Raw genomic sequence first — 4780 nt, forward strand, 5'->3', positions numbered from 1 at the left:
ATCCTCCACGGAGAAACTCCTTCCCTATTCCAAGACAGGGACGGATTCCCAGAAATCATAAGTCAGAAGAAGGTGGGCCCCAGATCGCGCTTACTATGGACCGGCCCGATCTCGAATAGGAACTCGAAACCGCGGTAGCGCATCCCGTCGATGCGCCCATCGATGGTCGACATCGGCTCCATCTGCGCCGGTCAATCTCAATCTTCATCGCCATCTCCAATTACGAGGTTGATGTCGCCCGGCACAGTGCCGGGGAAGCTCCGAAAAAAGGTCGAGATGCTATTTGCCCACCTCAAACGCATCCTTGGCTTGGGCCGACTACGATTACGTGGTCCATGCGGCGCAAATGACGAATTCCTCCTCGCCGCCACCGCCCAGAACCTCCGGAAACTGGCCAAGATCTTTCCGGCACCGCAGCAAACGCGCAAAGCCTGATAGGAAAGGCGCTCGCGCCGCATTTGGAACAGCCATTTCTGCGCTCGCAAACGTTAGTTTTTCCACAGAATGGGCGGGAAGCGGACTGATGCAGATGCGGCTTCGCTCTTGCAGCATTCGGCCGAAGCGGACACTCAATTTGGCCAGTTGAACTCCCGGCCCAACATGGTCAGCGAGCTCGCAACCACCAGCCGCAGCGTTCTGTCCAACGTTCCGCCAAGCGAAGGCTACAGAATGCATTGAATGCCGTGAGGAGCGACAACGGCTCAGGACCGGCGGAACCGGTCCAGCTCGTGGTTCACATGGAAAGTCGTAGCAACTCTCCGGCCGGGATCGTCCCGACAAGCTTATTCCCAAAGAAATCTCCACTCGGTAATAAACGTCTTTTTTGCAGGGGCGTTAACGGAATTCTCCGCTCGAACGCGGTGTCGAGCTCCGATGTCTGATCCAAGCATAAATTGGGAAAATCAATGTGATGGCGCAAGCAATAAATGCGGGAAAGCTCAGCATGCCCTTGATGGCAATGCCGGCGCCCAGGGCGGCGAAGGCAAAGGACGCGGGAATGACGCCAAGAAACGTCGCGATGGCGAAGCGCCAGGCATGGAGCCGGGTCAAACCCGCGCAGTAACTGACGGCATCGAAGGAAATGAACGGCACGAGGCGCGATGCCATCACGAGCAGCATCATCCGATTCTGGGATCTGGGCCGGGCAATCCAGAAGGCGACGGGATGGCTTGAGGCCCGGAGGGCGCGGTGTCCGAACCGTCGCGACAGACCGAAGGCAATCATCGCCCCGCAAAAGGCTCCGGCTGCAGTGAGGCAGCCGCCGGCAAGCGTCCCGTAGAGCGCGCCCGCAGCCATCGCGATCGGCCCGCTCGGCACCGGGCTCGCGACCACGGCCACGACCATCAGCGCCACGATCACGATCGGTCCATATCTTGATGTTACGCCGGCGATCCAGTCCGGCGATGCCAACAGGCGCAAAGAGTCAATGATGCTCTCGTGCCACAAGAATGCGCCGAACGCGCCTGCGAGGACGGTAAGCGCGACAGCGCGAAAGACAACACGCTGTCTTGGCGGGCAGTCCCTGTGGCGGCTGCCATGCACCGGACGGGTGCCAGCGGCCGGGCGCTGAAAGGCGCGCTTGATCGTTTCAACTTGGGTCATCGCGGCTGTCCCAACTCCGGTCGACAAACCTGAAGACGTCGCTCAGCTTGGATTTCCAGAATGCATGATCGTGCCCGCCATCGGAGATGCGAAGCTCGGGCTTTAGGCCGCGTTTGCGCAACTCGATGAACATCTCGACGGTCCCGTCATAGGCACCCATGGCGTCGTCGTCGCCGGCGATCAGAAGGATGTGCATCGGGCCGGTCCGATGGGCCAGATTGTCGACATAGGTGAACGGATTGCGCTGGTTGTAGACGCCGAGGTTGAACGGGGATCCGAAGCTCGCAGTGTACCATTGCTTGCGCGCCTGCCACCGCCGCCCGCCTGGCCCGTGCTGCCAGGAAACGCCGCCCGGCTTGAAGAGGCCGGCGCTCAGCCCGACGACCGTGCAGAAACACTCGGGAAACTTGAAGCCAAGCCGCAATGCACCGAAGCCGCCCATGGATAGCCCCGCGATCGCCCGGCGCTCTGCGCGCGCATCTGTCGGAAAGCGACGATCGACGGCGTCAACGAGCGTCGAGACAATGGTGGTTTCCATGTCGCCCGGCCCGTCGAAGGCAGCGCTGTCGACATACCAGCTCTTCCCGGCGTCAGGCATCACGACGAGCAGCGGGGCGATCTCCCCGTCCGCGATCATCGCATCCAGTGGCTGCGCGACATCCAGACCATCGATCCATTCGCGGCTCGATGCGCCGTAGCCATGGAGCAGGTAAAGCACCGGAAGCCGCATCCCGCGATCATCCGCGAGGTCGGGGACATAAACGCTGTAGGTCAGATGCTCGCCGCGGGACCTGTCCCCGATCACGAGGTCGCGCATGATCTCACCGCTTCGGACCTGCTCTGCGATGAAGATCATGGCCACGGCAAGCATGAGCACTTTCGAAGCATCCAGCGGTCGGATCGTCATTTTCCCTCATCCTGCATTGGCGGTAAGGCTCTCGAAGCGTACACTGCTTGCGTGATTGCAGCGTGATCGCCGCGCATGGCGATGACGCGGCGCATGTTCGGGGCGCAACATGGCTGAACCCGTCACAATAAGGTTGCTTGGACAGGTGGGCGTGATGAACCGCCCAGAGGCCTCGCTGCCGCAAAAATGCAAGGCGCTCCTTTGCCTGCTCGGACGGCATCCCGGCACCCCCATTCCGCGAAGCCGTGCGGCCGGCATGCTCTGGTCGGAAAGCGATGAGGCGCGTGCGCGGACCAACCTGCGACAATGTCTGCGCCGGCTTCGTGCCGTTCTCGGGCGCGAGGCGCTGCCCAGCGAAGGTGATTATCTGGTTCTGTCCGCGGACCAGGTGCATGTGGACGTCACGGAACTGGACTCCGACCCGCGGGGTAAGACACCATCAGACCTCGCAGCGGTCGCGCGCCTCTATGTCGGCACGTTCGGGGCGGACCTATCGATTCCCGATGCGCCGTTCCAGGACTGGCTGTCCGCGGAGCGCGCCCATATCCACGAACTGGCCGCCGGGCTGACGCTGCGCGCAGTCGAAGCCTGCCTTGCTTCGGATGACGCCGAAACGGCAATTCGCCTCGCCTCTGACTTCCTGAGACACGACCCGCTTCTCGAGGAACTGCATCGCGGCCTGATACGGAGCCTTGTCGCAGAGGGACGGCGCGGCGCCGCAATCGAGCAGTATCGCCGGCTGCGCGAGACGCTGTCGAACGAACTGGGCGTCGGCCCCGACGCGGCAACCGAGCGGCTCGCGGCGTCAGTTCTGCAGCAGGATCCGGGCGCTTCGGCCGCCGCGGTAGCGGCAACGCCGGACGCGGGTCCGCAGGACATTTTTGCCGGCGAAGCCCCCGCTATCGCGATTCTTTCGATCGCGCTCTCCGAGGGGCCGGTCGGGCCTCGCTTTGCGCGAGGGCTCGCAGAAGAGTTGATCGTCTCGCTGTCGGGCTGGCGGACATTTCCGGTTGTGTCCGCCGCCTCGAGCCTGCGCGACCCGCCAGTTACCGACCCGATCGAACGCGGACGCCAGCTCAAGGCAGGATACGTTGTTTCCTGTTCATTGCGACAGGGTCCGAACCGGATTCGGATCACCGCGCGGCTCCTCGACACCGGGTCCAGTCACGAGGTCTGGGCCGAGAATTTCGACACCGGACTCAGCGACATCATCGACACCCAGGAGGAGATGGCCCGCCAGATCGCGGCCATTGTCAAAGACCGCGCGGAGCGCCGGGAAATCGAGCGCATTGTCTGGAAACGCACACGCGATCTCGCCGCATGGGAGCATGTGCTTGTTGGACAGGACCACCTGCGACGCAGTCCGAAGACGGCGTATTCAAATGCGATCGCTCACTTCAAGGGCGCCCTCGAGATCGATCCGACCAGCGTCGATGCCCTGATCGGGCTGGCCACCAGCTATTGCTGGATTGCCAAGTACACCGCGCCGCCCGACCGTCACGATGCGCTGTCAATCGCCGAGGAGCATGTGCGCAGGGCCGTCGACATCGATTGGAACTCGGCCGCCGCGCACGCCCGTCTCGGCGCGGTCCATGTCTGGAAGGAGGACTTCGATCGCGGCCTGCAGGAAAGCGAACTGGCCGTGCACCTAAATCCCAGCGACGCGCATGCCCGGCTCGCGCTCGGCAACCGCCTCGATCTCATTGGCCGGTCAGCAGAAGGGATCGCGCAGATGGAAACCGGGCTGAGGCTTTCTCCCCAGGATCCGATGTCCGCCGACTACATGGGATTCCTGGCGCGGGCGCTCCTCGTGCAGGGCCGCACCGGTGCTGCTCTCGCACTGGCCCGGCGGGCCGTGTTGCTCCATCCAAGCAGTCCGGACGCGCAGTACAGGCTCGCGGCATGCCTGGCCAGCGCCGACGATATCGACGCAGCCCGCGCCGCACTCTTCGCGAGCGAGCACCTGCTTCTCGGCTTCCTGGCCGCCAAGGCTGAATGGGCGCCCTATTCCGATCGCGCCCGCAATGGCCAGTTTTTCGACGGGCTGCGAAGGCACGGGCTCGTCACGGTCGGTCCGGGTGGCTCGAGCATTTGACTATGGCGAGATGCCAGATCAACCCAAATCAGCTATCACAGGTCAGACGTGAACGTGTGCATTGCCGGCCCTTCCGGTCGTATGCTTGTCTTACACTGAACCCGGCTCCTGAGGTATGAAGGAGCCACTGCCCGCCACGCCATTTATGGCGAGCAGTGGCGGCGGCCGGATCGCAT

3 protein-coding genes and 1 pseudogene are annotated in these 4780 nt (G+C 63.0%); 2 read left to right on the forward strand and 2 right to left on the reverse strand.

Annotation, left to right across the window (positions count from 1 at the left end):
• Positions 1 to 261 precede the first annotated feature (261 nt).
• Positions 262 to 435, forward strand: a pseudogene (locus V8324_RS21020) (transposase); the annotation flags it as partial.
• 399 nt (positions 436 to 834) lie between these two features.
• On the opposite strand, the gene V8324_RS21025 reads toward V8324_RS21020, so the two are convergent.
• The gene (locus V8324_RS21025) at positions 835 to 1602 is read right to left on the reverse strand and encodes a TVP38/TMEM64 family protein (RefSeq protein ID WP_336421852.1); all 768 of its coding nucleotides are present in this window, start codon (positions 1600 to 1602) and stop codon (positions 835 to 837) included.
• Positions 1589 to 2509 carry an alpha/beta hydrolase gene (locus tag V8324_RS21030; protein WP_336421853.1) on the reverse strand — a complete coding sequence of 307 codons (921 nt, stop codon included), beginning with the start codon at positions 2507 to 2509 and terminating at the stop codon, positions 1589 to 1591. Before V8324_RS21030 ends, V8324_RS21025 begins: the two co-directional genes overlap by 14 nt.
• A gap of 109 nt (positions 2510 to 2618) precedes the next feature.
• Between V8324_RS21030 and V8324_RS21035 the strand changes: the two genes are divergently transcribed.
• On the forward strand, positions 2619 to 4604 hold the full coding sequence (locus tag V8324_RS21035; protein WP_336421854.1) for a BTAD domain-containing putative transcriptional regulator: 1986 nt from the start codon (positions 2619 to 2621) through the stop codon (positions 4602 to 4604).
• The last annotated feature ends 176 nt before the right edge of the window (positions 4605 to 4780 follow it).

The sequence above is a fragment of the Roseovarius sp. D22-M7 genome (assembly GCF_037083785.1).
Classification (GTDB): Bacteria; Pseudomonadota; Alphaproteobacteria; order Rhodobacterales; family Rhodobacteraceae; genus Roseovarius.

Excerpts from the sequence above, each read along its gene's own strand:
- V8324_RS21025 (WP_336421852.1), bottom strand. The coding sequence starts at position 1,602 with ATGACCCAAGTTGAAACGATCAAGCGCGCCTTTCAGCGCCCGGCCGCT.
- V8324_RS21030 (WP_336421853.1), bottom strand. The coding sequence starts at position 2,509 with ATGACGATCCGACCGCTGGATGCTTCGAAAGTGCTCATGCTTGCCGTG.
- V8324_RS21035 (WP_336421854.1), top strand. The coding sequence starts at position 2,619 with ATGGCTGAACCCGTCACAATAAGGTTGCTTGGACAGGTGGGCGTGATG.